This window comes from Ruegeria sp. YTSC325, assembly GCF_059609525.1.
Map to the genome: position 1 here is coordinate 67132 of NZ_JBXWLY010000017.1, position 23985 is coordinate 91116.

Sequence of the window (23985 nt, forward strand, 5' to 3'; positions counted from 1 at the left end):
CGGATATGGACGCCATGCTTGACACTGAGGGCAAAGAGACATCAGCCACTCATGGAGCGTATCGAAGGCTGCGCGAAATGATCCTGACCGGAGAATTACCTCCGGGTCAAAAACTCAAGATCGAACAGCTTCGCGGGCTTTTGGACACTGGCGCTAGTCCGGTTCGTGAAGCGCTTAGCCTTTTGACTTCGGACATGTTGGTCGAGCGGATTGATCAACGCGGATTTCGGGCAGCGCCAGTCAGCAAGTGTAACTTTGAGGAAATACTTCTGTTGCGCTGCAACCTTGAGGAAACCGCGTTGCGCGCTTCCATCACCAATGCGGATGCGCCCTGGGAAGATCGGCTTGTCTTACGTCACCATCATATGAAAAAGGCCAGCCAGAACGGGGCTCGGGACTTTGAGGACGCTCACAAGGCGTTTCATATGGCCTTGTTGGATAATTCGAAACTGCCGTTGCTGCTGCGGTATTGCTCGCAGCTTTATGACCTGAACATTCGCTACCGCTATCTGGCGGCTGGCGGGTCGAGCTACAAAAAGCGAGACATAGCCGCCGAACATCAGCAAATCCTGGACGCCGCATTAAATCACGACGCAGACAGCGCAACTCGGCACCTAATCGATCACTACCGCCGAACAGGTGAGTACCTTAGCAGCCAGATGGAGCCCTGAAATGCAACGGAATTGGTTTCTGGGTGATCTACTAAACCAATTGCTGGACCGTCCCGACAAAAGGCGTGGCAAGGATGACAAACGGACCATTGCCGAACTATGTGAGGCGCTTTTGTCTGCGGGAGGTGAAGTTTCCGGATTCACGCTCGCGTCTACGATCCTTGAGCGCTACCACACCCTGAATGATGCGGAGAAACTAGACTTTTTTGTCTATTTGAATGACAAGCTAGAGTTGGACGCAAATCAGCTTTCTGAAGCAGCCCGCCTCTACGCCAGTGACCAAAGTGTCAAACTTTATGAAAGACTTAGCGAAGTTTCAGAGCCACGGCGGCAAGAGTTATTGCGACGGCTGAACCAGCCGTCTGGTGCGACGCAGGAACTTGTAGCCATGCGCGTTGATCTGCTGCGCTTTCTCAAATCCAAACCGGAGCTCAAGCGAACAGATATCGATTTCGTCCATTTATTGCGCAGCTGGTTCAACCGGGGCTTTCTTGTCCTCAAGCAAATCAGCTGGGACACCCCTGCCCGCGTTCTGGATAAGATCGTCGCCTATGAAGCGGTGCACCAAATCAACGACCTGGGCGATTTGCGGCGAAGGCTCTACCCGCCAGACCGTCGTTGTTTTGCGTTCTTCCATCCTTCGATGCCAGATGAGCCACTGATTTTTGTTGAGGTCGCTCTGACCGCCGAAATCCCGGATGCAATAGATACGCTTCTATCCGAAGCACCAGAACCGATCGAAGCCGAGCAGGCAAAGGTCGCGGCGTTCTATTCCATTTCAAACTGCCAAAAGGGTTTGGCTGGCATCAGCTTTGGGAATCTATTGATAAAGCAGGTTGTGACCGAGCTTTCGCGGGAGCTTCGCGGGCTTGATACCTTTGTGACATTGTCTCCGATACCGGGGCTAAACCGGTGGCTGGCTGGTGAAAAAGACAACCCAGAACACGGGCATGCCGCCGAGGCCGTGCTTGCAGAAACAGCAACACCGCTGGACGTGCGCGCGATGGCCGCCCGGTACTTGATGTTCGCCAAGCGCGAAGATGGAATGCCGCTTGACCCTGTGGCGCGCTTTCACTTGGGAAATGGTGCCGAGCTTCATGAACTGCATGCCCAGGCAGATCAGTCTCCAAACGGACGCGCCCAGTCCGGAGGTGCGATGGTCAATTACCTTTACGATTTGAACAAAACAGAACGTTACCACGAAGAATTCGCGACACGTGCCACGATCCAAGCCTCGCGTTCAATTCGCGCGGCTTCAACTGCGACGCTTGCGGTAAAGCCTAGGGAAAATACAGCGTGACCAATACACTTTACGACAGTTTGTTTGCCCGCCACGAGGGCAACACGGCTCCATTCCTGCAAATCGATAATGGCCAGGTGGTCACTTATGATGAGTTTCTGCAGCGCACCGCGCAAATCGCGCATGTTTTGCAGAACAGCGGAGTTTCCCCTGGCAGTCGCATCGTTGTGCAAGCGCCCAAGCAGGCCGACACGATTGCGCTCTATGCCGCTTCGGTTCAGGCAGGTGCTGTCTACCTGCCCCTAAACACTGCCTATACCATGGCAGAGTTGGACTATTTCATCTCTGATGCGCAACCTGCGTTAATCGTTTGCGACAGCCACGACAAAGTTGAATTCGAACAATTGGCGACCCGGTCTGGTGCAAAGCTGCTGACCTTGGGCGGCGAAAATCCAAGCTTGAGCCGCGAAGCGGAGGCACAGCCTTGTGTATTCGAAACTGTGGATCGCGCGCCGGACGACCTCGCGGCGCTTCTTTACACATCAGGTACCACGGGCCGGTCCAAGGGCGCGATGCTCAGCCACCGAAACCTGCTGTCCAATGCCCAAGCCCTTGTGGATTTGTGGGCTATCACCAACGCTGATCGCTTGATTCACGCGTTGCCCATCTTTCACACGCACGGGCTTTTCGTGGCGATGAACACATCACTACTCGCCGGTTCCAAAGTGCGGCTGATGAAAAAATTCGACACTGGTATGATCTTAGAGGAATTGCCCCACTCGACCCTTCTAATGGGAGTCCCCACTTTTTATACCCGATTGCTGGCGGATGACCGTTTCACCGATGAGATCACAGAGAACATGCGTCTGTTTGTTTCCGGCTCAGCCCCGTTGCTGGCAGAGACCCATGTGGCGTTCGAAACGCGCACCGGCCACCGTATCCTTGAGCGCTACGGTATGACCGAAACGAACATGAACACCTCTAACCCTTATGGCGGTGAGCGTCGCGCGGGAACTGTTGGTATGGCCATACCCGGCACTGAGGTGATCATAACCAACCCTGAAACTGGAGAACCGCTGCCCCAGGGCGAGATCGGAATGATCGAAGTACGTGGCCCCAATGTTTTTCAGGGCTATTGGCAAATGCCCGAAAAAACGGCTGAAGAGCTTCGAGAAAATGGTTTTTTCATCACCGGAGATCTGGGCCAATACAGCGAGGATGGCTATCTGTCGATTGTAGGTCGGTCAAAAGACCTGATCATCACTGGTGGTTACAACGTCTACCCTAAAGAAATTGAAGACGTTTTGAACGATGTCGATGGCGTTCAGGAATCGGCGGTTTTCGGCGTCCCCGACAAAGACTTCGGTGAAGCAATCATTGCCGCTCTGGTTGCAGAGCCCGGAGCACAGCTTCAGGTGGAACAGATCGACTCGATCATCAGAAACAAACTGTCGCGATTCAAACATCCTCGCCGCTACGAACTCGTCCAGGAGTTGCCGCGAAACACTATGGGAAAAGTTCAAAAGAACGCGATGCGCGAACGGTATGCGAACAAGGAACTGTCATCGGCGTTATCTTAGGAAGCCCATCCAGAGGCTCAATCAAATCAAGACCTTCAGATCGTATACTACCCACATTTCAAACTGCCAAACTCATCAGGAGATCCACAATGACTCGCATGACGGCAAAAGACTTCGACCAGGAACTTCTGGACCTGTATGACTTTTACGCGCACGGCAAGATCACCAAGCGCCAATTCCTGGACCGCGCAGGCAAGTTCGCGGTCGGCGGCGTGACAGCGGTCGCGCTGCTGAACATGCTCAGCCCGAACTACGCGATGGCTCAGCAAGTGTCGTTCAACGATCCCGATATCCACGCGGACTACATCACCTATCCTTCACCGAATGGAACCGGTGATGTTCGCGGATACCTTGTCCGACCTGCCGGCGTTGAAGAGCCCCTGCCCGGGGTGCTGGTGATCCACGAAAACCGCGGCCTGAATCCTTACATCGAGGATGTGGCACGCAGGTTGGCAAAAGCCGGTTTTATGGCACTGGCCCCCGACGGTCTGACGTCAGTGGGAGGATACCCAGGCAACGACGCGGATGGGCGCGAGCTGCAAACGACAGTGGACCGGGTCGAATTGATGAACGATTTCTTCAACGGATTTGAATACCTATTGAACCGAGATGATTGCACTGGAAAGGTCGGTGCTGTGGGTTTCTGCTACGGCGGCGGTGTGGTGAGCGCAATTGCCGTGGCCTACCCCGAATTGGCCGCGGGCGTGCCATTCTATGGTCGCCAGCCAGCAGTTGAGGATGTAGCCAAAATTCAGGCACCGTTGCTGATTCAGATGGGAGAGCTTGATGAACGCATCAACGCAGGTTGGCCGGATTTTGAAGCCGCTCTGCAATCCAACGGAAAGGTATACGAAGCCTACATCTACGAAAATGCTAACCACGGTTTCCATAACGACAGTACGCCTCGTTATGACGAGGAAATGGCAAACCTAGCCTGGGACCGCACTATTGATTGGTTCAACACCTACCTAAAGTAACTACAGTGTACGGCGAAGCGAGCATTGTGTTTTCGTCGCTTCGTCGCAACCCACAGTTTACCGGGGCCAAGTCATTTGAAGCCCCAGTATTTTATTTCTCATGATCAGATAGATCGACAGGAACGCTTGGCTAAAAGGCTTGGGTGCAAAGATCATTTGATTTGAGCCCCAAGGCAGCAGTCTCAAATTCAATGAATCACTTTGACCGCTTTAAACAGATGGCAATCCCAATCAGATTAGAATTGCGAGCGATTTCGCAATACCGTTAGCATCGCGGAGAAAACGCAAAGTGTCTGGGTCAATTCAGGATAGGTCAAAACTGCATCTCCGAAATCGGGACTAGAGATGATTGTCGGGCGACACATAGTTTTGCCGGTGCTGTCAGACGAATTCGAACTCGTCTCTGTTAGGCCAGTGACGCTGTCCTTTATCCCGCACCAAGTTCGCGCCATTCGGTAAGAGCGGCGTTGCGTATCAGCTTGAAGATGTCTCTGCTGGCCAGCGATCTTTCCTGGTTGAAATGGTTGTAGACGGAGGAGTGGACGGAAGCGAATTTCTGCAAACTTCGCATGCGCCTGAACCGTTGCATGGCGCGTTCGCGTCGTCGGAAAGGAAGGTGCGAATTCTCTACACGGTTGTTGAGCCATCTGCCCGTTATTTGCTTTTCCAACGCACCCAAATCTCTGAGCGCCGCCTTGTAGGATGCAAAGCGATCTGTGACGATCTCTTGGGCGCAACCGTGCCGCTTCATCAATTTTCTGAGGAACTTCAGTGCTGCAGCTTTATTTCGGCGCTTCGTTACAACTGCTTCCAGCACCTCGCCTTCGTGATCAACGGCCCGCCAGAGATAGTGGCGTTTGCCGTTAACCTTTACGAATACTTCGTCTACGTGCCACTTCCATTTTGAAAAGGCCCGGAGTTGCTGAACCCGTTTTCTTCGGATCTCTGATACAAACATCGGGCCAAACCTGTTCCACCAATGGCGGACGGTTTCATGGCTGACATCGATCCCGCGCTCGTGCAGCAGATCTTCGACATTCCGAAGCGAGAGCGGAAACCGAATATACAGCATCACCGCCAGGCGGATGATCTCAGGACTGGTTTTGAAGTACTTGAAGGAGGAAGGTTTGGTCATTATTTAATGCTACGTATCGGCCCTGCCCCGCTCAACCCAAGTTCTTCTGACAATACCGTCCGCCAAGCTGAGCGTCGCGGCTGGTCACATCCCGCTGTTACTGAGCTACGGCAGGCCGAAGTCTTGACACACCTAGACTCTGCTTGGACCGCCGAAGAGCTTGACTGGATCAAGCGCGAGGCAGCTGAAGAGCGGCCGGTCGTGCTTTCGGAACAGCTGCACCGTAATCTCGACGCAGAGGCTTGTGAGTTGATTGGCGTCGAGCCTTCCGATCCGACCCTTGGACTGACGCTACTCGACCCAGACCAGTGTGCCGAGATGAAGCCCGCCGCCTACTTGGTGAAGGGGTTAATCGCGGCAGGCGACCTGGTCAGCGTTGTGGGCGCGCCGGGTGTCGGTAAGTCGGTCTTCGCACCTCACTTGGCCTATGCAGTGGCCCGGGGAGAAGAGGTCTTCGGGCGGCGCGTCAGACAGGGCAGCGTCCTCTACCTCGCAACAGAGAATGAGCGCGACATGCGCAAGCGGATTGGGGCGCTTCGGAACCAGTTCGGCACGACCGGTGACTTTCACATGGTCGCCGACTGCGCTGGTCGCTTCTCGAACGTCAAATGGGTGAAGCAATTGAAGCAACTTATCGCGCATCGTCGCCCCAGTCTGATCGTCGTCGACACGCTCAGCGCAGCCATGCCGGGCTTCGAAGAGAACAGTTCAGAGGGTATGGGTAAGGCCATCAGCATCCTGCAGTCTTTGCGCCGCTGGGGGGCCGCTGTAATGCTGGTCCACCACGATACGAAAGCCGGTGACGGCCTTCCCCGGGGTCATTCTTCGCTTAACGGGATCTTGGACTTCAACCTCGCCCTAACCAAGAGCGAAGGGATCGTAAGTGGGACGCCGACCAAAAACCGGAACGGAAGGTCGGGTGAAACTGCGCTGGCCTACCGGAACGAAACCGTAGAGCTGGGGGTCGACGAAGATGGGGACCCATTCGAGACCGTGGTCTGTGAAGAAGAGAGCGTTTCCGGAATGCTCAAAAAGTCTGACGGTGAGAAATTGACCGCATCGGAAAAGGCCACTCTGGAGATACTGGAAGAACTGACCGAGGACGGAAAGACATCTACCACAAGGAAGAAATGGCGCGAGGCGTGCATCGCCGATGACCGGGTTTCAGCAGCTGAAAAGCGCGATGACCGTGGGAAGGCGTTCCGGCGGTCACTCGAAAAGCTCTCCCGATCCAGGCTCTATACGATCCACGGGGAAGATAGGGAAGAAATCAGACTGGTAGCCGTACCGACACTACCGGCTGATGAAGAGCCGGAGGACGAGAACCTGATATGACGAAACTCCATTGTGGGTTTGCTGACCGTATGTAACGTCGGCAAATGAACGGTGGTTTAATATCCGAAAAGCCATGCCTAATCGAGGTTGCACTCGGTAGCCTCACATAAGGTCAAACCCGTCTCGCGCCGTGCTCATTTAGTAGAAGCCTGCCCTCAAAAAACGGTTGAACGGGAGCGCTCCACCAGTTTGACGGTGATATAGCCGATCATGGGGTGGGGTCAGTCAGGCTTGCAGCGTTTGCCCGTGGTTTCTTGCAGCCCGACTTCGACCGGACGGTCCATTGCGTGCCACAAGGTCGAGATTGAGAGGAAAATATGTTTAGAAAGAAAGCCTTTTCGTGCGAGCATTGTAATCAAATGACCGCTTGAAATCAGGCCAAGGTAAAAATGAACGGCGCCCAATCACTCGTAAAAACCCTTTTGAACAATGGCGTGGATACTGTCTTCGCAAATCCCGGCACCTCGGAAATGCACTTTGTAGCTGCCTTGGATGAACACCCGGAGATGAATTGCATTCTTTGCCTGTTTGAAGGCGGAACAACGGGTGCGGCGGATGGATTTTTTCGCATGAAACGTGATGTTGCGGGAACGCTGCTGCATCTTGCGCCTGGCTTTGGCAACGCATTTGCCAATCTGCACAACGCACGGAAAGCCGGATCCGGGATCGTGAACGTCGTGGGAGATCACGCAACTCATCACCTTCGTTATGAAAGCCCTTTGAAAGGAGACATCCTCGGTATCAGCCAAGCGGTCAGTCATTGGACGCGTGTGTCATCCAATGCCACCGACGTGGCTACGGATGGAGCAGCGGCAGTTCAAGCAGCCCGCGCGCAAAACGGCCAGATCGCGACCCTTGTCCTGCCTGCCGACACAGCTTGGAACGAAGCGAACGCAGCGGCAAACCGTTTGGACAACAGGGAAAGACTCCATCGACCGTCAATAGGCGAGATAGAGGCCGCGGCAGCCCGTCTTGTGACGCCGAACGCCGCGCTGATGATTGGCGGATCAGCCCTGTTTGGACCGCAGCGTGAACTAGCTGGACAAATTGCCGCCGCGACGGCGTGCCGGTTGTTGGCCGATACTCTGATACCGCGCATTTCCAAAGGCGCAGGAACAGCAAAGCTAGACCAACTGGTCTATCCGATATCGCCCAAGATCGCTCAGCTTGAAGCAACGTCTTCGATCACTCTGCTTGGCACTGACAGGCCAGTCGCCTTCTTTGCCTATCCCGGGAAACCAAGCGTACCCGAACCTCCGTATTGCCCCATTACCGACTTGTGTACGCCCTCAGATGATATCGAGTGGACGCTTCAAGCGCTCGCCGACGCGGTCGGGGTCACAAGCAAAACGGTGGCAGAAGCCCATTTGCTCGATCTGCCTGACGTTCCCAACGGGCAGTTGACCCTCGAAAAAGTTGGTTTGGCGTTGGCAGCACTGATCCCGGAAAACGCGATAATCTGCAATGAATCCGTTACGTCAGGCTTCCACGTCATTCCACCGACAGCCACCGCTCGACCACATGATCTACTCGCTGGCACCGGCGGAGCGATTGGGCTGTGTTTGCCTTGCGCAACGGGTGCGGCCACCGCCTGTCCGGACCGAAAGGTCATAGCCCTGACTGGGGATGGGTCGGCCATGTACACTCTACAATCACTGTGGACCATGGCGCGGGAAAATCTCGACGTCACGGTGATTGTTTTTGCAAACCGCGGTTATCAAATTCTGCGCGATGAACTCACAAACGTCGGCGTGGCGAGCTATGGTCAGAATGCTCAGGCTATGTTTGACGTGGAGAACCCGGCACTGGACTGGGTATCTCTAGCGAAAGGCCACGGTGTTCCTGGGACACGCGCAGATGACATGGACAGCTTTGCAAAGGCGCTCTCTGCCGGTCTCTTCAGCGACGGGCCATCTCTGATCGAAGTTGTGTGTCCCTCGCCGGCATGAGTATTCTGATGAGGAACCTGAAGAGCAGACGAGACTATGCCCACCGACTTCGTTGAACTCGGCCCCAAAGCAGCAAGCGCAACTATTCTTCTTGCCCAAGGCGCAGGCGCCCCGATGGATGCCCCTGGCATGACAGCAATTGCAGAAGCACTTGCAGCGCAAAACCTTAGGGTCGTTCGATTTGAATTCGCCTACATGGCGCAGCGCCGAACCGAAGGCAGCCGCAAACCCCCTCCCCGCGCAGACAAACTGAACTCTGAGTATCTCTCTGCAATCGAAGAGCTCAAAGTTGATGGCCCGCTGATCATTGGTGGAAAGTCCATGGGTGGGCGCGTGGCCAGTATGATTGCGGATGAGCTATTTGAAGCGGAACGCGTCGTTGGTTTGCTCTGTGTGGGCTATCCGTTCCACCCGATCGGCAAACCCGAGAAGCTACGTACCGAGCATCTACAATGTCTGCGAACGCCAACGCTGATCTGTCAGGGAACACGGGACCAGTTTGGCACGAAGGGTGAAGTCAGTAGGTACTATCTTTCATCAGCAATACAAATGAGTTGGTTTGAAGACGGAGATCACGATCTGAAGCCACGCAAACGGGTTTCAGGTCTTACCCACGCTGACCACATGAACGCGATGGGCGCAACAGTTTCAGCTTGGATAGACGGGATAAACTTATAGGGCTGCTGTTTGGCGCCACCTGCTGCGGGATTGCCGTGTTTATAGGGTTTGAAACGGCCTTGCAAGCAGCAACGCGAAATCAACATCAGGGCGCTTAAGCGCACGCAGCATTCCTCGCCATAGCCGACATTCCATCCGCGGCGTGTCTACGTCCGATATGCGGGACAGAGCAGACATCGAGCGACGAGTAAATTTCATAGGACACGACGCCTGTATACAGCACCACCGCAAGGCGAATGACATTGGAGCTGGTCTTGAGGTGCTTGATTGGCGATTTTAATTCATAGAGTAAATGCTGCGAAAGCCCCTGCCCGCCGCAACTCTAGTTCTTCTGGAAAGACCCCACCTTAAGTCATTTACAAATTAATATATTCATTTTATTGATTGTAAATGGATCGAAATGAGTTTTCACGACGCAGATTCTTGTATGGCGCCACGTGTATCGCAGCGCTTGGAGTTCAATCCAAGATCGGGTGGGCAGAGTTACAACTCGGTGCTTCGGCTCGGATTACAACCATGTCAGATGGGTACCTGTCATTGCCTTCGGAAATGGTCTTTGGCGCCATGCCGAAGGAAGAGCTCAGGCAGCTTTTGGACAACTACAAGGTGGACGCGACCAAGTACGAGCCAGAGTGCAACGTGGCACTTTATCAAGATGATCAAAACTCCGTGCTGTTCGATGTGGGAGCTGGGCCAGATTTCATGCCCACTTCTGGTAAGCTTCTGGAGGCTCTTGAAACAGCCGACCTGTCGCCCGAAGACATCTCGCACGTGATCTTCACCCATGCGCACCCGGATCACATTTGGGGCGTTTTGGATGATTTCGATGACCTTCTGTTCCCCAACGCCACGCATCACTTCGGCCGTAGTGAGTGGGATTATTGGTGGAACCCCTCAACGGTGGATACAATTGGAGAAGATCGCGCTGCGTTCGCAGTAGGCGCAAAACGGCGTATGGAAGCAATTGAGGATCAGGTCGCGTTCTTTGACGACGGGCAAGAGATCCTTCCCGGTATTGCCGCACGCGCGAGCTTTGGACACACTCCCGGCCACATGGCGTTTGAAATTCGCAGCGGCGGTGAATCCGTGATGATTGTCGGCGACGCGCTGGGAAATCCACACGTAGCTTTTGAACGCCCCGACTGGCACAGCGGCACGGATCAGGATCCGCAAGCGGCGGCAGCAACTCGGAATTCACTGCTGGATCAGATTGCACACGAGCAAATGAAAATAATTGGTTTCCACTTGCCGAATGGTGGAATCGGCCGGATCGAGAAGACTGGGTCTGCTTATAAGTTCATTGGAGAACAATAATGATGCGATCGCTGGCGATTTTCTTGACCCTAGCCACACCAGCTTGGGCAAGCGAGGATATTGCAGACCAATACCCGCAAAGTGTGCTGTATTCCAAACCGGTCGAGTACATCCCCGGGGTCTATTCCGCCATTGGCGCAACCGCCCCGCCGACCTACGAGAACTCTGGTCACAACAACAACCTCAGCTTCATAGTTACCGGAGATGGCGTGATCGTCATAAACGGCGGCGCGGCTTATGTGCTTGCCGAAGCGCTTCACCAGGAAATTCAGGCAATCACGGATCAGCCGGTTAAGTTTGTCTTCAACGAGAATGGTCAGGGGCACGCGATGCTTGGCAACGCCTACTGGTCAGAGCTGGGTATTCCGATCATCGCCCATTCGGATGCTGCGGCTGAATTCGAGGAATACGGCCCACAGATCCTTGAAGGAATGCAGCGGTACAACCAGGACAAGGCGGAAAGAACCTTCCTGGCAAGCCCAACCGAGACATTCGAGGATGAATACGTGGTTGAAATGGGTGATTTCCGGATTGAGGCCAAATATCTCGGGCCGGCCCATAGTCCCGGCGATATCTCGATTTGGCTGCCGAACCAAAGCCTTGTTATAGCGGGTGATATGGCGTTTCACGAGCGAATGCTGCCGATCTTTCAAGAGACCTATACAGCGGATTGGCTTGAAACATGGGACAACGAGTTCGAAGCTTTGGGAGCCAAATATGTCATCCCCGGACATGGTCATCCGACGAACATGGATCAGGTGCGCCGTTATACACGCGACTACCTGGTCTATCTGCGCGGCAAGATCCAAGAGCACATGGATGCCGGCGGCGATCTGGCAGAGGCTTACTATGTCGATCAGTCACCGTATGCCCATTTGGACACGTTTGAGGAACTGGCGACAAAAAATGCCGGGCGGGTATTTGAGCAGATGGAATTCGAATAACTCAGGACGTTTGAGGAACAGGAAATCGGCGCATTAACCTATGCGCGCTGATCGCTCCAACCCACATGAAGAAAATGGCAAGCCACGCCGTCAATGACAGGGCGGACCCTCCTGAAAGCCCTGCACCCACTGCGCAACCTCCGGCCAGCATGGCTCCAAACCCCATGAGGACAGCTCCAACAAGGTAGCGCTCCATCGGAGTATCCGGGCCAAAACGTTCGATCTTCCACTCCCCTGCAGTTAGGGCCGAGCCTGCGGCACCAATTGCTACGCCTGGAACTAGGCCGATACCGAAGGACAACACGACGTTTCGCTCGGCAACCAACGCCATCAGTGTATCCGTAGCCGGTCCGGTGAACGTGACTGACGAAACAGGCACGACTTCAAATGATGCTTGCGCGATGGCAAATGTCATTAACCAGCCAAGCGCCACCGCCACGCCAACTCCTGCAGCTGTTACGATCCTGATTGGCGCGACTCTCCGGTGGAATGCGAATGCAATTGCCGACACCAATCCCAACACTGCAACGGCTGTAAAAGCCACTGGCGAAAATCCAAGTATTTCTGAAAGATCTCTCGAGGCGCCTCCTGAGACAGTCCAGATCCCGGAAAGCAATTCGCGGGCGGGACTAAGAACGCCCGTGTAAGCAGCCTGAGCCACTAAGGTTAAAACCAATCCCGTAATCAGGGCGCGCAGATTACCGCAGGAGGCCAATACCAACAGGCGAGATGCACACCCACGCGCCAGAACCATACCAACGCCAAACATCGCTCCGCCAAGTATTGCGCCGCTGAGGCTGCCCGTCGACGCAATCGCGCGTGTCTCGGAAAGGTCTAACCACTCAAACGCGACAAACGCCTGCACTAAGGTGAGCGTTGCGGTGAAGGCGATTAGCCAGACAGCCAGGCGAGGACCAAGCTCGCCTTTGGCGACTTCGATGGTCGACGCTCTCAAACAAAAGTGAGACTTCTGGGCCGTCACGCCGAACAAGATACCGACAAGCGCACCGGCAAATGCCAAAGCGCCAGGGTCTCCCAACAAATCGATGAGTCTTTCCATCAACAGAGACTCTCACTTGGTTGCTTGCGCGTCCTTGTCTTCGGTCAAGTTGTTATTGAGCGGCCATTGGTCTGCGCGCCAATTGGCATTGTGTCCATAGCTCACCCAAGGCAGACACCAGTCGATCCACGTCGTCGGTGGAATGCACTGGGGAAGGTGTAATCCGTAGACGTTCCGTTCCCTTGGGGACGGTTGGATAATTGATCGGCTGGATATAAATTCCATAGTCACGCATCAGCACGTCAGAGATGAAGCGACACTTGACCGGATCGCCGACCATGACCGGAATTATGTGACTTGGGTTCGGTGTATGCGGAATGCCCAGATCGTCCAGCCTGTCTCGCACCTCGCGCACGCGCTGCTGGTGTAGATGTCGTTCCGAATTACTTTGCTTCAGGTGCCGAACCGAAGCAGCAGCTCCTGCGGCCATGGCTGGAGGCAATGCAGTGGTAAAGATAAACCCGCTGGCGAAGGATCGCACAAAGTCGACAAGTTCTTTCGACGCCGCGATGTATCCACCAACTACGCCGAATGCTTTGCCCAATGTCCCCTCAATTACGGTTAGCCGATCCATCAGGCCCTCGCGTTCGGCAATGCCTCCGCCGCGTGGCCCATAAAGCCCCACCGCGTGAACCTCATCCAAATAGGTCATCGCGCCATAGCGATCCGCCAGATCACAGATCTCGGCAATTGGTGCAATATCGCCATCCATGGAATAGACGCTCTCAAACGCAATGAGCTTCGGTGCATTGGCAGGGAGTTCAGCAAGGTGCCTTTCAAGGTCGGCTAAATCATTGTGTTTCCAGATACGCTTTTGGCAACGACTGTGGCGAATTCCTTCGATCATCGAGGCATGGTTTAACTCGTCGGATAAGACTGTGATGCCCGGAATGCGAGACGCCAATGTTCCCAGGGCAGCCCAGTTCGAGACGTAACCGGACGTAAACAACAGCGCAGCGTCCTGGCCGTGCAAGTCAGCAAGCTCTTGCTCCAGCAAAACATGCTGGTGGGTCGTTCCAGAGATATTCCGCGTTCCTCCCGCTCCGGCACCAACCTCATCGATCACCTTGTGCATTGCTGCAATAACACTGGGGTGCTGACCCATCCCCAGATAATCATTTGAGCACCAAACCGTGACTTTCTCGGGGCTATTTTCCGCGTAGCTACGCGCTGTCGGGAACGCGCCACGCTGCCTTTCGAGATCCGCAAAGACCCGGTAGTTCCCTTCCTCCTTAAGCTGGTCGAGTTGACCACGAAAAAACTGCTGATAGTTCATTTCAGTTCCCAACGGCTTCTTCTACGATCCCGGACAGCAGGGCCTGAACCTTTTGCATTGGTCCATCAGGATAGCTTCGGTATCCAACCATCACGCCATCGTCGCCTTCGGCTACAAAAATCCCATAGGGGCAGAAGCCAATATTCATCGGGTCTGCTTCCATCACTTCACGCGAGATTTTTGCCGAGCAGAAGATGAAGATGTCTGCAGCTGCAAATATCTGTTTGTCGCTGCCGACATCAGCGCCTGTTCGATTCAACATGTCGCCGACGTGGCTTACATAGTCGATGACCAGTCCCTGTCCCACAATAGCGGACTCGACGGCGAACGTTGCATCATCAAAACTGCCGTCGAAGGGGATAGTGATGATCTCTTCTGCAAGCCCTTGGCTCGCCAGAACAGTGGAAAACGCGGCTGCGGCGATAAAGTGTTTCATGTTTTTAGTCCTCCTCCTGAACCGCATTTTCTCAGATTGATCATCGGGGTCTTTGACACTGGTCAAAGCCCCCAATTGCCTCAACCAAACATGTCCGACGTGATACCGGCGTACCAACCCAGTGACTCTTCGTAAGTCGCTTTTCTCAAATCGGCATCTTCACCGGTTTGACTGATAAAGCCATCGACTTTCGCGATCTTTTCTGGCGTCGCCTCATAGGTTGCGCCAACCTTAACGCCATCATCGGTATCGATCAGCGACCAGCATGTGTTCGAGAATTTGGCCGGGAATACTTTAGACCCGGTCAACGCACCTCGTACCGCATTCGCACAGACCTTTGCCTGACTGTTTGCCGAAAAACCGGATTTCGGCATGTCACCCTGCTGGCTGGCATCACCAAGAACGTAGATATCCGGATCGGCTTTGGAGGACATGTCCGCAGCGTTTACTGGTGCCCAGTTGCCGTCGGTTACTCCCGCCATTTCCGCAATTCGACCGGCTTTCATCGCTGGGATCACATTGCAGACATCGACCTTTGTCTCTTCGCCGTCGATGGTCACCGTCATTGCATCCGGACTCACGGATACATTGCCGCCACCGAAATCTTCGCCGATCCAGTCGACCATTCCTTCGTAATTGTTTCCCCAGCCTTCTTGGAACAAAGCCATTTTCGAGAATTTCGGCTTCGGATCGGCGACAATGATCTTTGCTGTTGGGTTGTTTGCCTTCAGCACGTGCGCCACCATCGAAACCCGTTCATACGGCCCGGGCGGGCAACGGTACGGGTTAGGAGGAGCGACCATCGCGAAGGTACCGCCTTCGGGCATCGCCATGATCTGCGCTTTCAAAAGCTCAGTCTGAGAACCAGCCTTGTACGCATGTGGCATCTTGTTTTGGGCCGATAGGTCCCAGCCCTCGACCGCGCCATCAACAAAGTCGATACCCGGGCTGAGGATCAGTTTGTCATAAGGAACTGACCCACCACCTGCCAAGGACACCGTCTTTGCGTCGCGGTCGACCCCAGTGGCCCAATCATGCACGACGTTGATACCGTAGTTCGCGGCAAGCGTGCCGTAGCTGTGGGCGATGTCCGATAGCTCCTGAAAACCTCCCAAATAAAGGTTTGAGAAGAAACAGGTATAGTAAGTCCGAGACGGCTCAATCAGCGTCACGTCAATCTCACCTTTGCTGTCCTTTGCAATGTACCGCGCGGCAGTTGCACCGCCTGCACCGCCACCAACAACCACTACACGGGGCTTGCCTTGAGCCAGCACCATCGGAGCGGATAGCCCGGCGGCCACTACCCCTGCGGCTCCAAGAAATACTCGTCTATTGAGTGTCATCGCGTTTCCTCCCCTTAGGCACTTTCATTCTGGATTATTGAAGTAGGCGGCCAATGCCGCGATCTCGTCATTGTTCAGTCGTCCAGCGATCATTTGCATGACCGGATGTGGCCGCTGTTTGTCCTTGTAAGCGTGCATGGCGACCACGAAGTCTTCGTCAGGCCAGTACACAATCGAAGGAATGCCCTCATCGCCTCCCTCAATCTGGTGGCATGTTGTACATTCGCTGCTGAGATATGCGCCGTACTCAGGATCTCCTTGTATCGCTAGGATCGCAGGATCGATCGAATGATCCGTGCCTTTCGCGGTTGGATCCGCTTCCGGGATATCTCGGGGATTGTCTGAAAACCCCCGCAAATACGCGATCACGTTGGCTCGGTCTTCCGGGTCTTTCAATCCGCGAAAACTCATCCTCGTGCCTGACGCAAAAGCACGAGGGTTTTCGATGTAGGCGGACAGAGTGTCAGCGTGCCATTCCAGACCCGAGTTACCCGCGCGAACAAGACTCTTGGAATAATTGAACCCCTCGAGACCTGCAGCTTTCCGACCAAAAACACCGTTTAGATGCGGGCCTATTTTGTTCTCTGCTCCTTCGCCAACCTGATGGCAACCTTTGCATTTGGCGAACACTTTTTTCCCAGCTTCGGCGTCGCCGAGGTCTTCGGTGGCGTGGGTGGATGGGCCGAAAGCAACCACGACCGCTGCGCACTTCAAAACGTTCGACCAGCGCATGATCAGCTTCCGAACGACTTGAGGTAAACGATCACGGCTTCTATATCGTCTGGTTTCTTAAGCCCTGCAAAGGACATGCGTGTGCCCTTCATGTACTCCTTGGGTTTTGCCAGAAAGGCCGCCATTTCTTCTTCGGTCCAAACAAGGCCAGCCTCGGCAGCCGTTTTCATAGCTTTGGAGTATTTGAACTCTTCAGCCGACCCTGCGTTGGCCCCTATAACCCCGTTCAGCGCCGGACCCGTACTGTCCTTTGCACCGTCACCAACCTGATGGCAGGATTTACATTTCTTGAAGACCTTCTCACCGGCTGCGAACAGTTCCGTAGTCTGGTCAGCCTCGTCGGTTTCTTGAACAGCCGGTGTTGCGGCGGCTTCTTCCTCAGGCTTTGGCGCTGCGGCCGGAATGAACGAGGGCCCTTCCACCGTGAACGTCGGCAACTCGTCCGCGCTGGCTTCGTTCATGACCGAATTCGAACCGCCTTCTGGTGGCGTCTCAACCAGAAATACAGAGCGCATAGTAACACCGGCTTCTGTTTTGCAGTTCTCCATACAGGGTTCTTTTCGCCATTTTGCGTACTCAGTCTCAGGTCGCGTATCGACGACAAACCCATCCTTGTTGTGCATCTCGAATTCGGCGAAGTTGTCATTGCTGAGAACGAAATCGTCATCCACCAGGTCATTGGAATATAGAATGTAGGCGACGATTGCGTAGGTCTCATCCGCCGTCAGCGTACCCGCTTCACCAAATGGCATTGAGCGGGAAATATAGTCCCAAGCGGTCGACAAATGCGGCCAATAAGACCCGACGGTTTTTACAGGATCCTCGTCGGCAAGCGTGTCGAATCCACCGGCCAGAACAGGCCAATTGTCGGCGCCTTCGGCAAACTCGCCGTGACAGGACGCACACCGGTCGACAAACACTTCTTCTCCGGTCCAGACATCGCCTGATCCAACCGGCAAGCCACGCCCGTCGGGCAAGATGTCAACGTCCCAGGCAGCGATCTCTTCCTCCAATGCAGGACGTCCAAGCCCAATAGTACCGTCGCGAATGGGCGCCGGTGCAGTTAGGTTCGCACCATTTGCAACCCGTTCCGCGGCGGCCGCTTGGATTTCTTCGACTTTAGTCTCGAGTTCAGCCGCTCGACTGGCCTCCGCTTGCGCGTTTTTCAGAGCTGATGCTGCATGCGCTTCAACCTGACCTATCCGGGTTTCCAAAGTGTCTATCTTCGACTGGCCGTAGTTCCGATTGGCAAATACCAACGCTGCCGCAAGCACCAAGGCTGTGCCACCAAATACGGGCAGGAAAACATGACTAAGAGACTTCGACATTCTCAGCGATCCCTTCTGCGCTCACGTACCAAGTTTGGATACAGTTGTTGTGGTAGACAGCGTTTTCTCCGCGCTTTTCGCGTAGCTGGTCTTTGGTTGGCTGCACATAGCCGGTCTCGTCTATCGCCCGGGCCTGTAACAACATTGGTGCTCCGTCCCAATTCGTATCGAGATAGAAACGCGTCAAAGCCTTGCTGTCGCCCTGCTTGCCAAGACGCGCCGTCTCCCAGGTGATCCCACCGTCCTTGGACACATCCACCCGCGTAATTTGCCCGTGGCCTGACCAAGCAAGCCCGGAAATGACCAATGGTCCCGGTCCGTGTTTGATGGGCATTTGCGGGCTGGGTGAAGTAATGACGGACTTTGCATCCATAACCCACGTCCATTTCTGGGCTGTGCCATCAGCGTAGACATCAGTGTATTTTGATGTTTCTTCGCGGCTTTCGACCGCCATATCGACGACCTCAATGCGGCGCAGCCACTTGACCCACATGTTGCCTTCCCAGCCAGGCACAACCAGTCGCACCGGATATCCATGCTCCATGCGCAGCGCTTCACCATTTGCCTTGAAAGCCACCAACACGTCATCCAGTGCTTTTTCCATCGGGATGGAGCGGCCATTTGATGACGCGTCTGCGCCTTCAACATAGACCCATTTGTCTGGTGAGATATCGGCGCCGGCTTCCTGCAACAGCGTGCGCAGAGGAACGCCGGTGTATTCCATGTTATGAATCATGCCGTGCGTGAATTGGACGCCATTGAGTTGAGCACCAGCCCACTCCATACCGGTGTTCGCCGCGCATTCGCAGAAATACACATGGTTTTCGCGCGGGAAACGCTCAATGTCTTCATAAGTAAACACAAGCGGGCGATCGACCAGCCCGTTGATCATCAGGCGATAATCCTCTTTGCGCAGCTCGATCGCACCCGAATGGTGACGCTCAAAGGCGCATCCTTGCGGAGTGATAGTGCCATCAAGCGCGTGGATCGGCGTGAAGTTGATCGACGAAATTGGAGAGGCGGTCAGCCATTCCACGTTGCGCCGAACGACATGAGATTCGAAGCTGATCGGCATGCCATAAGGTGACTCATCAACACCGGCACCCGTGTAAGACGCCCAATCCTGAAGCTCTGTTATCAGTGGGTCGGGCGTGTCTGCCGCTGCCGCACCCGCAACTGATCCTGCGGCGACCGCAGCGCTGCCTTTTAGGAAGGCCCGACGGGACGGTTTGAACGCGTCATCCATAACTCTTAGGTCTCCATCTGTTTCTTAAGCGCCGACAACATCGACGCTGGTGTTCTCTTGCACCGTGACGGCGCCAAGGTTGCGAATGTGGTTTTCGACGACATCCCAGATCGGCGGACCCTCGGTGCCTTCGTTGACACTGGCCCAACCAGCCACGACGTAGGTTTTCGACGGATCAATCGCTTCACCCGTTTTGAGCAGGGTCATTTCGCTGATCCGCTGCCCTTGTGGTTTGGTCACATCGATGCGGTAGCCAAGCCCACCGACGCGTACCATATCGCCGCCCTGCTGGTAGTAGGGGTCGGGATTGAACAGGTTGTCACCGACATCCTCGAGGATCACATGGATGAATTCGCCCGTCATTTCTGTGCGATAGGCATTGGGATACGACATCGATGTGACGTTCCAAATGTCCTCGCGCGTGATATCCTGCCCAGGCAGTATTGACGGCCCCCAACGGACGCCGGGCGACATCGCGATGTCTGCCTCACGCTCATTGATCAGAGCATCGCAAATCAGGTCATCCCAGGTGCCGTTAAAGTTGCCACGGCGGTAGAGCAACGAATCCGTTTTGCCAATCACCTCACTCAGCGCAGCCTCGTACGGCGCGCGCTGATCATTTATCAGAGCAGTGATCGCAGGATCAGGAGCGATGACGTCAGAGAAGATCGGGATCAGCTTGTGCTTCAGCCCCATCATCTGCCCGTCCCTCACGTCGAGATCTACGCGGCTGACAAATTTGCCGTTCGAGCCAGACGCGATGATATGCGTTTTTCCGACCAGGACCGGCTCGGGAAGCGCGTCATGGGTGTGACCGCTGAGTATCACGTCGATCCCTTGCACCCGACCCGCCATCTTCTTGTCCACGTCAAAGCCGTTGTGGCTGAGGACGACAACGACATCGGCACCGGCATCACGAACTTCGTCCACCATTGCCTGCATGTTTTCATCTCGAATACCGAAAGAGTATTCTGGGAACATCCAGCCTGGGTTCGCGATGGGCATGTAAGGAAACGCTTGCCCGATAACAGCAACCTTTGCACCGCCCCGATCAAAAAACTTGTAGGGTTGGAATAGTTCAGCGGGTTCGTCCCATTCAGCATCAAAGATATTCTGCCCAAGGGCCGCAAAGGGCAAACCTTCGACGATTTCGTTAACCCTGTCGCTGCCCAACGTGAACTCCCAATGGAAGGTCATTGCATCGGGTTTCAGCGCGTTCATGACATTGACCATGTCCTGACCGGCCGTCTGATAGCAGGTGTATGAACCGTGCCAGGTATCGCCCCCATCCAATAAAAGGGCATCAGGGCGGTCAGCACGAATGGCGTTGATGACAGTTGAGACCCGGTCCAATCCACCAACCCGACCGTAGGTCTTGGCCAGCGCAGAGAAATCGTTGTAGGTCAGCGCATAGGCCGACGGGCTTCCCTCTTCGATCCCGTAGGCCTTGCGGAACGCCGCCCCTGTGACATGCGGCATCTGCCCTCGCGCATCGCCAATACCAAGGTTTATCTCGGGTTCGCGGAAATAGATCGGCTTGAGTTGCGCGTGGATGTCGGTGACATGGATCAGGCTGATATTGCCGAAGGTCTCGAATTCCAGCAGTTGATCCTGCGTTAGGCTTTGCTGCGCAGCAAGCCTGGCCCAGTTGCCAAACCCGGACGCCCCATACAAAGCCGATGCAGCCATTGAAACCTGCAAGAAGTCACGTCGAGAAATCATCTATCAGCTTTCCTATAACACATATAAATGTGTGAATGTAATTTTCCTGGAAAAACCCGCGCAGGACACTGTCCACGCGGGTCGTTCGTTATTGCCGTACTGCAGGAGTTTCGACTGAAAGTCCGTTGCCACGAGAGGCCACATAGAGCTCAAGCGCGCGAAACTCGTCCGATCCTTCGGCAAAAGTTTCCGCACGCGTATCGCGAATACAGCCGCGGAAACGATTGTGGCGCGAGATCAGCTTGGCTTGTTTCAGACGATATGTCGGGAACCCGTTGATCATACCTTGGCTCAGGTGGTCGGCACGGATCATGTTGCCCCAGTTGTCTTCATGACAATTGGCACAGCTCAACTCCAGCTGACCATAGCGGGTATAATACATCTCCTTGCCCTGCTCCCAAAATGGGGCGGCATCGCCATCAATCGCGACATTCATTGGCATCCCGCGTGATTGCAGACCGATCAAAGCGACCATGCCCTGCATATCGCCCCCGGACCATTTCCAGGCATCGGCTTCCATGCGGTCCGCACGGCACTTGTTGATCAGATCTTCCATGACGACCAACTTACCAGTTTCGGCATCCACCTTCGGCATGGACGCCTGCAATCCCTTGAAGCTTTCCACCCCATCGTGGCATGAGGCACAGCTCTCGCCAGCGGCACCATCAACGGTCTCAAAGAGATCGGCGGCCTGATCGACGAAGATCATTGCAGGATTGTCGAAGTCATCAATTTGAAGTGCTTGCGTTTCATCTGTGCGAAAATGCCAACCCGAGTAGATCGTGTCCAAATTTTCCAGATGTGCCGGAGCTTCAGTGACCGAAGTCATGTCCAACTCATCATTGATCACAAGATTCTCTTCGTCCGGTCCGGCCATTGCTGCCACTGGGAAAACCAGAACTGCCGCGATCGCCATTATTGCCTTGGTATTCATTGCGTTCCTCCCTTGGTGGACCAGCGCCAGAGTTCACGACCAGCGCTGACCGTCCTTAGTGGTCGAGCCGTCAGGCGATCTCGATCGTTTTTTTCTCGTCGTAGACAGAACCATCGTCATCGTACCAAGTGAAAACAAACTCGCCGGCTTCAGGCACGGTCGCTTCGAACTGGAAGTACGGATTGGTTGAAATCGCCGGCTCCATAGTCACATCAACCACCATTTCTCCGTTAAACTCGCAGGTGAAACGGTTGATGATCGAGCGCGGGATGACATTGCCTTCTTTATCCTTACGCTGGCCGCTTTCCATCTTGTGGCTGATCAGTGTCTTGATCGTTATGGTTTCACCAGCAGCGGCTGACTTTGGAACCTTGACGCGGGGTTTTACACCGGATGCCATTGGTTAATCTCCTGTTCTTCAGGGCGCGTGGCGATCAGCCGCCGCAGCCGCCGATTGTCACTTTTACGGTCGCGGACGCTTTGGCAAAGCTGCCATCTGCCATCTTCGCCACGGCAATGACGTCCTGCGTTCCGGCAAGACGGATGCGGGTTGATGCGGCTTGTTCAGCCGCCAATGGGCCGAAATTGAATGTCGCGACGCCCGGTTCGGGGTTGCCTGCAGCCACGATCAGAATTGCAGCGGCACCCGGGGCACTCACTTCGATAGGTACAGTATTTCCGTTTTCTGCGATTTCCGGTGCAGTCAACGTAACACCGCCATCAGCCACATCTGCCCCGCCTGTAAATGCCGCAATGGCATCTTCAGCAGCTGCATTTGCCCGAAGCGGCATAATTGTCAGGAACGCGGCGCCCAGCCCAAGGGCCAGTGTCTCGCGGCGAGAGAGTTCCATTTTCAATCTCCTTTGATTCTTCGAAAATCTGCGCCTGAAAGCGCAGCTATTCTTCTTTCAGGGTCGCAAGAAACGCGACCACGTCCTCAATTTCTTGTGCTGTCAGGATCGACGTCAAAGGCGCGGTTGGGGCTTTTCCGGTATAGGCGTCGCCCGGGCGGATATAACCGTCATCCTTGTAGAACGCAGGCATCACCGTACCTTCGAACGTCATCTTGGCATTTGCGACCAATCCGCGAAGTTCTGCTTCGGTCCAACGATCACCGGCGCCATCCAGCATCGGACCAACTTCGCCATGGAACGGGATGTCAGCCAAAGCCGAAACCGCGTGGCACGCAACGCAGTTGCCTTTTGACTTGTCCCCAACGATAAGCGCGCCATTCGCCGCGTCGCCAGCAGCACCGGTCAACGAAGCCTCAATGGCACCATAGTCGTCATAGGTTACGTCTTGCGGGTCTGTTTCTGCCGCAATTGCGGCAACGCCTGTCATTGCGCAGACCAATGTTAAGAGTCTCAGCTTCATGATCCCTCCCATTTGCTAACGCGCCGACGGCGCCTTGCGACCCAAAGCCTTGTGTACCGTAGTCGACGAGTACCGCTTGTCGCAACATTAAATTCATAATAATGAATTTTTTTATTTATAATGGCAGCGTTCAATCCTGAGAAACATTGTTTCGCTCTTGAATGCGCCGCGCATGATAGCGTTGGAAATCTTCACCATTTTCAAGCTCATATCGTTTTTCCTCGACCCAGGTGAAAAGGTCTAAGGTTGTTCCTTTTGAGAACGCTCCGGGCATAACAGCGACCGCAGCATCGATGGCTGTAGCGTCCTCTGGCACCTCTTCCGGCAGGAATACGAGCGTCGGGGTGAACAGAATCCCCCATTTTCGCATCAGCGCTCTTTGCTCATTCTCTTCACCGTCAAAGTCGATGGCCGTGGTGCTGCCATGCAAATCCAGTTGGACGACAAAGAAATTCTCTTCGATGAACGCTGCAAGGTCAGGCTGGGGGAACACTTCTTCATGCATTTTCTTGCAATAGATGCAGCCTTGTTGCTCAATAAATAAAACCAACCGCTTGTCTTCGCTTGACGCCTCTTCAAGATCCTCACGAAGGTCTTTGAAGGTGTCTCGCATCCACGGAGTTTTATGCAAACCGTCGTCGCCCAGTTCAGCGGCGGAAACTGCCCCGCCGATCAGACAAGCGATCAATAATGACAAAACTCGATTCATGT

The 23985-nt window shown here is 54.6% G+C and carries 23 protein-coding genes; 9 read left to right on the forward strand and 14 right to left on the reverse strand.

Annotation, left to right across the window (positions count from 1 at the left end; translation table 11 throughout):
• The first annotated feature begins 5 nt into the window (after positions 1-5).
• From AC2FF7_RS19405 to yghX, 4 genes are all read left to right on the forward strand, one after another.
• Entirely contained in the window at positions 6-671 is a 666-nt protein-coding gene (locus tag AC2FF7_RS19405) for a GntR family transcriptional regulator (RefSeq protein ID WP_170356864.1), read from the forward strand.
• 1 nt (position 672) lies between these two features.
• Positions 673-1971 (forward strand): malonyl-CoA decarboxylase domain-containing protein, encoded by a 1299-nt coding sequence (locus tag AC2FF7_RS19410; RefSeq protein ID WP_496906183.1) that lies wholly within the window; start codon positions 673-675, stop codon positions 1969-1971.
• Positions 1968-3491 (forward strand): malonate--CoA ligase, encoded by a 1524-nt coding sequence (locus AC2FF7_RS19415; RefSeq protein WP_480869556.1) that lies wholly within the window; start codon positions 1968-1970, stop codon positions 3489-3491. Before AC2FF7_RS19410 ends, AC2FF7_RS19415 begins: the two co-directional genes overlap by 4 nt.
• An 89-nt stretch (positions 3492-3580) precedes the next feature.
• Positions 3581-4468 (forward strand): YghX family hydrolase, encoded by an 888-nt coding sequence (yghX, locus tag AC2FF7_RS19420; RefSeq protein ID WP_496906184.1) that lies wholly within the window; start codon positions 3581-3583, stop codon positions 4466-4468.
• Positions 4469-4895: 427 nt separating this feature from the next.
• On the opposite strand, the gene AC2FF7_RS19425 is transcribed toward yghX, so the two are convergent.
• A complete protein-coding gene (locus tag AC2FF7_RS19425) occupies positions 4896-5603 on the reverse strand; it encodes an IS6 family transposase (RefSeq protein ID WP_496906185.1) in 708 nt (235 codons plus the stop codon).
• 123 nt (positions 5604-5726) lie between these two features.
• On the opposite strand from AC2FF7_RS19425, the gene AC2FF7_RS19430 reads away from it, so the two are divergent.
• From AC2FF7_RS19430 to AC2FF7_RS19450, 5 genes are all read left to right on the forward strand, one after another.
• Positions 5727-6938: an AAA family ATPase gene (locus tag AC2FF7_RS19430; RefSeq protein ID WP_496906186.1), complete on the forward strand. Its 1212-nt coding sequence runs from the start codon at positions 5727-5729 to the stop codon at positions 6936-6938.
• Between the two features lie 389 nt (positions 6939-7327).
• Complete coding sequence (locus AC2FF7_RS19435; protein ID WP_480869564.1) at positions 7328-8887, forward strand: acetolactate synthase large subunit; 1560 nt, start codon at positions 7328-7330, stop codon at positions 8885-8887.
• A 36-nt stretch (positions 8888-8923) separates the two neighbouring features.
• The gene (locus AC2FF7_RS19440) at positions 8924-9565 is read left to right on the forward strand and encodes an alpha/beta family hydrolase (protein WP_496906187.1); all 642 of its coding nucleotides are present in this window, start codon (positions 8924-8926) and stop codon (positions 9563-9565) included.
• A gap of 516 nt (positions 9566-10081) precedes the next feature.
• A complete protein-coding gene (locus AC2FF7_RS19445; protein ID WP_353392636.1) occupies positions 10082-10879 on the forward strand; it encodes an MBL fold metallo-hydrolase in 798 nt (265 codons plus the stop codon).
• Positions 10879-11823, forward strand: a complete 945-nt coding sequence (locus AC2FF7_RS19450; RefSeq protein ID WP_496906188.1) for an MBL fold metallo-hydrolase — start codon at positions 10879-10881, stop codon at positions 11821-11823. The genes AC2FF7_RS19445 and AC2FF7_RS19450 overlap by 1 nt, the downstream gene beginning before the upstream one ends.
• Before the next feature lies 1 nt (position 11824).
• Here the strand turns inward: AC2FF7_RS19450 and AC2FF7_RS19455 are convergent, their stop codons facing one another.
• From AC2FF7_RS19455 to AC2FF7_RS19515, 13 genes are all read right to left on the reverse strand, one after another.
• Complete coding sequence (locus tag AC2FF7_RS19455) at positions 11825-12883, reverse strand: YeeE/YedE family protein (protein WP_496906189.1); 1059 nt, start codon at positions 12881-12883, stop codon at positions 11825-11827.
• Between the two features lie 52 nt (positions 12884-12935).
• Positions 12936-14159 carry a 5-aminolevulinate synthase gene (hemA, locus tag AC2FF7_RS19460; RefSeq protein WP_353392631.1) on the reverse strand — a complete coding sequence of 408 codons (1224 nt, stop codon included), beginning with the start codon at positions 14157-14159 and terminating at the stop codon, positions 12936-12938.
• Position 14160: 1 nt separating this feature from the next.
• Positions 14161-14595, reverse strand: coding sequence for a DUF302 domain-containing protein (locus tag AC2FF7_RS19465; RefSeq protein ID WP_058276423.1), 435 nt, complete (start codon positions 14593-14595; stop codon positions 14161-14163).
• Between the two features lie 80 nt (positions 14596-14675).
• The gene (locus AC2FF7_RS19470; protein ID WP_170527764.1) at positions 14676-15938 is read right to left on the reverse strand and encodes an FCSD flavin-binding domain-containing protein; all 1263 of its coding nucleotides are present in this window, start codon (positions 15936-15938) and stop codon (positions 14676-14678) included.
• A 24-nt stretch (positions 15939-15962) separates the two neighbouring features.
• Positions 15963-16670: a c-type cytochrome gene (locus AC2FF7_RS19475; protein WP_353392630.1), complete on the reverse strand. Its 708-nt coding sequence runs from the start codon at positions 16668-16670 to the stop codon at positions 15963-15965.
• 2 nt (positions 16671-16672) lie between these two features.
• Positions 16673-17998, reverse strand: a complete 1326-nt coding sequence (locus AC2FF7_RS19480; RefSeq protein WP_170353165.1) for a c-type cytochrome — start codon at positions 17996-17998, stop codon at positions 16673-16675.
• Positions 17982-19244 (reverse strand): sulfite dehydrogenase, encoded by a 1263-nt coding sequence (soxC, locus tag AC2FF7_RS19485; protein WP_170353166.1) that lies wholly within the window; start codon positions 19242-19244, stop codon positions 17982-17984. Before soxC ends, AC2FF7_RS19480 begins: the two co-directional genes overlap by 17 nt.
• Before the next feature lie 24 nt (positions 19245-19268).
• Entirely contained in the window at positions 19269-20966 is a 1698-nt protein-coding gene (gene soxB, locus AC2FF7_RS19490) for a thiosulfohydrolase SoxB (RefSeq protein WP_353392629.1), read from the reverse strand.
• 88 nt (positions 20967-21054) lie between these two features.
• Positions 21055-21900, reverse strand: coding sequence for a sulfur oxidation c-type cytochrome SoxA (soxA, locus tag AC2FF7_RS19495; RefSeq protein WP_170353168.1), 846 nt, complete (start codon positions 21898-21900; stop codon positions 21055-21057).
• A 70-nt stretch (positions 21901-21970) separates the two neighbouring features.
• Complete coding sequence (gene soxZ / locus AC2FF7_RS19500) at positions 21971-22300, reverse strand: thiosulfate oxidation carrier complex protein SoxZ (RefSeq protein ID WP_058275042.1); 330 nt, start codon at positions 22298-22300, stop codon at positions 21971-21973.
• A 34-nt stretch (positions 22301-22334) separates the two neighbouring features.
• Positions 22335-22751 carry a thiosulfate oxidation carrier protein SoxY gene (gene soxY / locus AC2FF7_RS19505; protein ID WP_058275041.1) on the reverse strand — a complete coding sequence of 139 codons (417 nt, stop codon included), beginning with the start codon at positions 22749-22751 and terminating at the stop codon, positions 22335-22337.
• A 46-nt stretch (positions 22752-22797) separates the two neighbouring features.
• Positions 22798-23274 carry a sulfur oxidation c-type cytochrome SoxX gene (gene soxX, locus AC2FF7_RS19510; protein WP_170353169.1) on the reverse strand — a complete coding sequence of 159 codons (477 nt, stop codon included), beginning with the start codon at positions 23272-23274 and terminating at the stop codon, positions 22798-22800.
• A 130-nt stretch (positions 23275-23404) separates the two neighbouring features.
• The gene (locus AC2FF7_RS19515; protein ID WP_170353170.1) at positions 23405-23983 is read right to left on the reverse strand and encodes a thioredoxin family protein; all 579 of its coding nucleotides are present in this window, start codon (positions 23981-23983) and stop codon (positions 23405-23407) included.
• Positions 23984-23985: the final 2 nt, after the last annotated feature.

Excerpts from the sequence above, each read along its gene's own strand:
- AC2FF7_RS19405 (WP_170356864.1), top strand. The coding sequence starts at position 6 with ATGGACGCCATGCTTGACACTGAGGGCAAAGAGACATCAGCCACTCAT.
- AC2FF7_RS19410 (WP_496906183.1), top strand. The coding sequence starts at position 673 with ATGCAACGGAATTGGTTTCTGGGTGATCTACTAAACCAATTGCTGGAC.
- yghX (WP_496906184.1), top strand. The coding sequence starts at position 3,581 with ATGACTCGCATGACGGCAAAAGACTTCGACCAGGAACTTCTGGACCTG.
- AC2FF7_RS19425 (WP_496906185.1), bottom strand. The coding sequence starts at position 5,603 with ATGACCAAACCTTCCTCCTTCAAGTACTTCAAAACCAGTCCTGAGATC.
- AC2FF7_RS19435 (WP_480869564.1), top strand. The coding sequence starts at position 7,328 with ATGAACGGCGCCCAATCACTCGTAAAAACCCTTTTGAACAATGGCGTG.
- AC2FF7_RS19440 (WP_496906187.1), top strand. The coding sequence starts at position 8,924 with ATGCCCACCGACTTCGTTGAACTCGGCCCCAAAGCAGCAAGCGCAACT.
- AC2FF7_RS19445 (WP_353392636.1), top strand. The coding sequence starts at position 10,082 with ATGTCAGATGGGTACCTGTCATTGCCTTCGGAAATGGTCTTTGGCGCC.
- AC2FF7_RS19450 (WP_496906188.1), top strand. The coding sequence starts at position 10,879 with ATGATGCGATCGCTGGCGATTTTCTTGACCCTAGCCACACCAGCTTGG.
- AC2FF7_RS19455 (WP_496906189.1), bottom strand. The coding sequence starts at position 12,883 with ATGGAAAGACTCATCGATTTGTTGGGAGACCCTGGCGCTTTGGCATTT.
- hemA (WP_353392631.1), bottom strand. The coding sequence starts at position 14,159 with ATGAACTATCAGCAGTTTTTTCGTGGTCAACTCGACCAGCTTAAGGAG.
- AC2FF7_RS19465 (WP_058276423.1), bottom strand. The coding sequence starts at position 14,595 with ATGAAACACTTTATCGCCGCAGCCGCGTTTTCCACTGTTCTGGCGAGC.
- AC2FF7_RS19470 (WP_170527764.1), bottom strand. The coding sequence starts at position 15,938 with ATGACACTCAATAGACGAGTATTTCTTGGAGCCGCAGGGGTAGTGGCC.
- AC2FF7_RS19475 (WP_353392630.1), bottom strand. The coding sequence starts at position 16,670 with ATGCGCTGGTCGAACGTTTTGAAGTGCGCAGCGGTCGTGGTTGCTTTC.
- AC2FF7_RS19480 (WP_170353165.1), bottom strand. The coding sequence starts at position 17,998 with ATGTCGAAGTCTCTTAGTCATGTTTTCCTGCCCGTATTTGGTGGCACA.
- soxC (WP_170353166.1), bottom strand. The coding sequence starts at position 19,244 with ATGGATGACGCGTTCAAACCGTCCCGTCGGGCCTTCCTAAAAGGCAGC.
- soxB (WP_353392629.1), bottom strand. The coding sequence starts at position 20,966 with ATGATTTCTCGACGTGACTTCTTGCAGGTTTCAATGGCTGCATCGGCT.
- soxA (WP_170353168.1), bottom strand. The coding sequence starts at position 21,900 with ATGAATACCAAGGCAATAATGGCGATCGCGGCAGTTCTGGTTTTCCCA.
- soxZ (WP_058275042.1), bottom strand. The coding sequence starts at position 22,300 with ATGGCATCCGGTGTAAAACCCCGCGTCAAGGTTCCAAAGTCAGCCGCT.
- soxY (WP_058275041.1), bottom strand. The coding sequence starts at position 22,751 with ATGGAACTCTCTCGCCGCGAGACACTGGCCCTTGGGCTGGGCGCCGCG.
- soxX (WP_170353169.1), bottom strand. The coding sequence starts at position 23,274 with ATGAAGCTGAGACTCTTAACATTGGTCTGCGCAATGACAGGCGTTGCC.
- AC2FF7_RS19515 (WP_170353170.1), bottom strand. The coding sequence starts at position 23,983 with ATGAATCGAGTTTTGTCATTATTGATCGCTTGTCTGATCGGCGGGGCA.